The organism is Bradyrhizobium sp. 132, from assembly GCF_023074185.1.
Taxonomy (GTDB): domain Bacteria; phylum Pseudomonadota; class Alphaproteobacteria; order Rhizobiales; family Xanthobacteraceae; genus Bradyrhizobium.
The window spans coordinates 1-5,023 of sequence record NZ_JADPKY010000175.1 but is presented as its reverse complement, the minus strand read 5'-3'; the positions used below and the strand labels follow the sequence as shown (position 1 = coordinate 5,023).

General features: G+C 56.8%; 4 protein-coding genes and 1 pseudogene. 4 read left to right on the top strand and 1 reads right to left on the bottom strand.

The annotated features are described in order from the left end of the window. Nucleotides 1-353: 353 nt before the first annotated feature. A complete protein-coding gene (locus tag IVA74_RS41030) occupies nt 354-485 on the top strand; it encodes a hypothetical protein (RefSeq protein WP_256469205.1) in 132 nt (43 codons plus the stop codon). Further along, nucleotides 479-862 (top strand): annotated as a pseudogene (locus tag IVA74_RS38660) (ATP-binding protein); the annotation flags it as partial. The gene IVA74_RS41030 and the pseudogene IVA74_RS38660, both read left to right, overlap by 7 nt. A 176-nt stretch (nt 863-1,038) precedes the next feature. Here the strand turns inward: IVA74_RS38660 and IVA74_RS38655 are convergent. Continuing rightward, nucleotides 1,039-2,694, bottom strand: coding sequence for a class I adenylate-forming enzyme family protein (locus IVA74_RS38655; protein WP_247353102.1), 1,656 nt, complete (start codon nt 2,692-2,694; stop codon nt 1,039-1,041). 838 nt (nt 2,695-3,532) lie between these two features. Between IVA74_RS38655 and IVA74_RS38650 the strand changes: the two genes are divergently transcribed. Together IVA74_RS38650 and IVA74_RS38645 are read left to right on the top strand one after the other, a co-directional pair. Next, entirely contained in the window at nt 3,533-4,291 is a 759-nt protein-coding gene (locus IVA74_RS38650; protein ID WP_247353101.1) for a CmcI family methyltransferase, read from the top strand. A 145-nt stretch (nt 4,292-4,436) separates the two neighbouring features. Then, entirely contained in the window at nt 4,437-4,712 is a 276-nt protein-coding gene (locus IVA74_RS38645) for a hypothetical protein (RefSeq protein WP_247353099.1), read from the top strand. The last annotated feature ends 311 nt before the right edge of the window (nt 4,713-5,023 follow it).

The window sequence follows — 5,023 nt, the reverse complement described above, 5'->3', positions numbered from 1 at the left end:
CCTTGTCGCTGGCCGCGTCTGTCGCGATGTCGTCGTCGGCTAGGGCCTCGACCAGCATGCGCTCGATCAGGCTGACAAGCAGAGGCTTCTGCGTGGTCGGAATGTCCAACATCTTTTGATCGACTTCGAACAGGTCTCGCTGCCGGCTCGGTCGTGGTCGCATGATCGCCTCCTTGGTGCGGGGCTGATTCCCCGTCAGGCGAGGCTAGAAGCGCATCGAGCCGGACGCGCAGCTCGACGAGCCTATCGACAGATAAACAAGGAGAGCCGGTGATTGCCGTGGAGCGAGCCGTCTCCTCACTCATCCATGCCGGAATCAGGGCGAGCGTGCCGTCGGGCTGAACCACGACCAGATGATCCTCGCCGGCGAACCGCTTGCGGTGCTCGACCTGCACCATCTGCCCGGCCCGTGGATGGAACGGATAGAAGATCCGCACCTCGAACGCCGGACACCCGGCATTGTGACGCTGGTTCGACAGGCGTAGGTAAGACGCACTTGTCGATCGCGCTCGGGCGAGAGGCGATCCTGGCCGGATACACGGTGCAGTTCACCACGGCGACGACGCTGGTCGCTAGCCTTGCCAAGGCGCACGGCGAGCGACGCCTGGACGAGAAACTTCTCGCGCTGTCGAAGCCAAAGCTGCTCATCGTCGACGAACTCGGCTACTTGCCCCTTGAGCCTGACGCGGCCCATCTGTTCTTCCAACTGGTCATCCGGCGATACGAAACCGGCGCGATGCTGATCACGTCGAACCGCAGCGTTGCCGAATGGGGCACAGTGTTCGCCGATCCCGTGGTCGCCACCGCGATGCTCGCCCGGCTCCTACATCACAGCCACGTGCTGATGCTGACGACGAGAGGAGCCATCGAGCATCCCGTTCTGCGTTGCGCATCTAGTTTGGGATCGTGGCCACGCTGTTCAAGCGGGCCGAGATCGAAGAGCCCGCAGATCTCGTCCTGCAGCCTCAGATGCGTCGTATTGCGACGGCCGGAGCCCTAGCCGCGGGCCACCAACCCGGAGAACTGGGACAACGACGTTCAGCGCCACCTCTTCTCCTCTGCGTCGTAGGCGCCGGAAAGCGGATCAGCTACGGCCATCAGCTCACGTTTAAGAACTTTGTTGCTGGACGTGGTTCTTGGAAGAGCCGGAGTGAAGGCGATGTACCGCGGCACCTTGAACACAGCAAGCCGTGCACGAGCATGCCCGAGAATACGCTTGACCGTGAAATTGTCTGGCGCACAGCCCTCCCTCAGCTCGACGTAAATCTTGACCTCCTCGCCCCGCTTAGCATCGCGAACTGGCACCGCTGCCACATCCGCAATCTCGGGAATCTCACGGATGACCGACTCCACCTCGCGTGCCGCGATGTTCTCGCTCGAACGGCGGATCATGTCCTTCATGCGCCCTACCAGCCAATAAAAGCCAAGTTCATCGCGTTGCATTAGATCTCCGGTCTTGAACCATTCGCCTTCGAACGAGGCGGCGTTTGCCTCCGCATTCTCCCAGTATCCCTTGAAGAGTCCGCGCCCTCTCACCCACAGCTCGCCGATTTCGCCATCTGAAGTGAGGTTGCGATCCTCGTTTATCAGCCGGAGTTCCCGAAAAGGTGCGCGAGTCCCTACTGAACTTGAGTCGGCCAGCTCGTCGAATTCGTTAGCCATCCGCGTGCCGAACCCGATTTCCGTCATTCCGTAAGCTTCCTGCGTGCGCACTCGAAAGCGCCTCCGGAATTGTCGTACTACATCCGGTCCCCAGCCCCAATTTAGGATCTGCTTTAGGCACGTCACTCCGTCTTCGTCGATTGCCTCGGCGTGGCGCGCGATCAGCTCGGGAAATTGGCACCACTCAATGCGGTGCTGCTTGAGCCACCCGATGAATCGAGTCGAACTGAGGCGCGGAGCAAGGTAATGGATGCCACCAAGTCGATATGACTGCAGAAGATGCCATGGCCCATCGACATAATAGAAAGGCTGCGCAGAGAGATACCTCTGGTACGGCTGATCATCCCAACTCGCGGCTTGATACGAGAAAATGCCCCAGTAATCGTGAGTCAACATACAGCCCTTCGGAAAGCCTGTCGTCCCCGAAGTATACTGAATGTTCAACAGGTCGTCGGGACGGATATCCTCCTCCACGTAGGAGTCGCGGGCGTCCTTTAGCAGCGCATCAAGAGCAGTGGCAGCCGTGTCGGAAAGCTGTCCAACTAGAATTGCTCGTTCCTTGGCGAGGTGTTGTGGCCACGGCTTCATAGCCGAAAAAACTAACCACGCGGACTCGTCCACGAGCGCGAACGTGGCCTGTGCGTCGCTCAGAATGTATTCAATCTCCCTTGGGGTGTAACGGATATTGAGGGGAACCAGCACTGCACCTAGTTTCGCGCTAGCAAACCACAGGATCGGAAACTCGATGCGATTGGGTAGCATTACTCCAATACGGTCGCCCTTGCGTACGCCGAACCCGCGCAACGCGTGCGCATATTTGTTGGATAACCGATCCATGTCGGAGTAGGTTGCACGCTGACCCCGGTCGAAAACGTCAATTGCAGTCCTTGATCCATGCGTTCTCGCCCTCTCTGACACAATCTGACCAACAGTCACCGTCTCATATGCGGATTCCTGCGCTTCGATTCTGCGCGTCACATTTCTGACACGCTCTCGAATCTGTTCTTGTTTCATTTTTGCGGGGGGCATCATTGGGCCTTCAACCGAAAAAAGTTTGGGCGACAGTCGTAACCTTTCCGCTGGCTCGCTTAGCTTTTCTGATCGCTGCGAGCAGCGCCACAACTGCACGGCTTAGTACTTCATGTTACGTCATTAACAGCTTATCAGACACTACCAGCTTTGGTGAGGAGCATCTGTGTCAAGAATTAGTCGTATCAGCATTCAAGGGAAAGTCCGCACCGGCGCCGGAGTTGCGTGGCGAAACGGATGGCGCGCAGGGTCGGCAAAGGTGACCATTGGGGCGGGAAATGGACCGGCTGATGATCGAGCGCGGCAAGCCGAAAGATGGTGGTCAATGACAACGGCACCGAACTCACAGCATGGCCATTCAATTGGTGATTACGGCCGCGTCGAATGGCACAACATCACGTCCGGCGACCTATGCAAAACGCCTTCATCGACAGCTTGATGAGCGCTTTAGAGGCAAACTCCGAAAACGAGACGTCTTTCACGTCTGGCCTAGGTTCGCATTGCCCTCGGATGCTGGCGGGGCGATTACAGATGACACGCGGCCACACTCGCAGCTCGGATCAAAACGCCGCGCGAGTTCGCCATTCCCTGTCCCGCGCTGCGATTTGACACGGCGCTATGCCAAGGCTCTACGCCAGGTCCCGCTGGTGCTACCCCCACCCCCCTGCGAAAACCCAACAGGCGGCTCGAACTGAGGATTGTATAAACTGGGGCCAAGGTTCAGCACTATTAGGTTTGATAGCTGGCTAAGCGTAGCAGTCAATGATTTGATTGTCTTTGAGACGAGGCGATCGAGCTGTCTCTAAAGTGACAACGATAAGCGCAATACGGAGATAAACCTATGAAAATTGATTCCGGATACAAAGCATTTTGGGAGACCGCAAACAAGAACTATCGCGATCAATTAAGGCCGTGGGGACCTCTCGACGTGGGAATCGCAATAAGCAATGTCGTGAACGCTGACCACTCCGAGCGATTTGCAAAACCTTCAGAGCGAGGATGGATGTCGTCCCTTCATCCAAAAATTTTTCCGAATCGCTCCACGACGGTTGGAGCCTTAGCGCTGACGTACAAAGGGTTGATGAACATCAAGACCCCTTTCGACTTGGCTCTGTATACTAGGCTCATTTGGGAGCTTCAGCCGAGGACAATCTTAGAACTCGGTTCGCTCCAGGGCGGTAGCGGATTGTGGTTTGCCGATCATATGTCGGTGCTATGTGAAGACCTAGGTGAGGTTCACTCGTTTGATTGGAATAGCAAATGTATCCATGAAACTGCAAGACATCCACTTCTCACCTTTCATCAGATTGACCTGAACGTTGCCAACTTCGATGAAGAACTTTTGATGAGACTGCGTCATCCGTGGCTTGTGATCGACGATGCGCATGTGCAGATATTCTCGGTATTTTCTCACCTAAACAGCTTTATGGAGTCCGGAGATTACTATGTGATCGAAGACAATCCTATGAATGCAAATAAAGAGATTATCGATGGCCTCGAGTTGATCGAAAAGGCGGGATTTTTAGTCGACACCTATTACACTGACGCGTTTGGGAGCAATCTCACTTGTGCTCCAAATGCATGGCTTCGAAAGTCGTAAGCCTCCGGCAGCCGCCCTTTATTGTTGCCAAGTATCGAGTGGGATTGGGATACAGGCGCGAGGCGCGCAAGCCTGATCAACCTTGCGCTTCGTGCGCAGGGTTTGAGGTGGCGGCTCGGTGTGTTCCGTGGCTCGACGGCATGGATTGTCGCAGCTCGGAAGCCTTGCATCCGGCTTTCTATCCGACTCCAGTTTGCCGCCGCTTGAGCTGCGTCTTGGTCGACGCAATTCAACTGGTCCGCCGCAGCAGCTGTTTGGCTGGCGGCGTCAGTTGCGAGAAGCCGCAGGCGGTCATTCCGAGGCGGACGAAGTACAGTTTGTGCCCGCGGTGGTGGACGCCGTGGTGCCGGTACCAACTGCTCACCGGGAGCGCAAAGCGGTGCGCAAGCCAGATAGCGGGATCATCGAGATTGAAGATTGAAGTCGACGGCATCACGATCCGAGCCGGTCGTGGAGCGGATACGGCGATGATTGCGTCGATCGTCCAGGCGCTGAAGGCGAGCCGGTGATCGGTCCGTCAGGCGGGGTCCGGGTGATGGTGGTGACCTGCCACTGAATATTTCCTCCAGAAGGAGTTGGAGTCCGGCCCGAAGAAGGACGGACAGATGAAGCGAGCACGGTTCACGGAAGAGCGTAAGCGTAGCTCTGCAGCCCTTTTGAATGACGCTTGACGCCTATTTTGTTCGCGTGGCGCGTCGCCGCGGTATCCATGTGTCGGACAACGCGTTGACG

Excerpts from the sequence above, each read along its gene's own strand:
- IVA74_RS38650 (WP_247353101.1), top strand. The coding sequence starts at position 3,533 with ATGAAAATTGATTCCGGATACAAAGCATTTTGGGAGACCGCAAACAAG.
- IVA74_RS41030 (WP_256469205.1), top strand. The coding sequence starts at position 354 with ATGATCCTCGCCGGCGAACCGCTTGCGGTGCTCGACCTGCACCATCTG.
- IVA74_RS38655 (WP_247353102.1), bottom strand. The coding sequence starts at position 2,694 with ATGATGCCCCCCGCAAAAATGAAACAAGAACAGATTCGAGAGCGTGTC.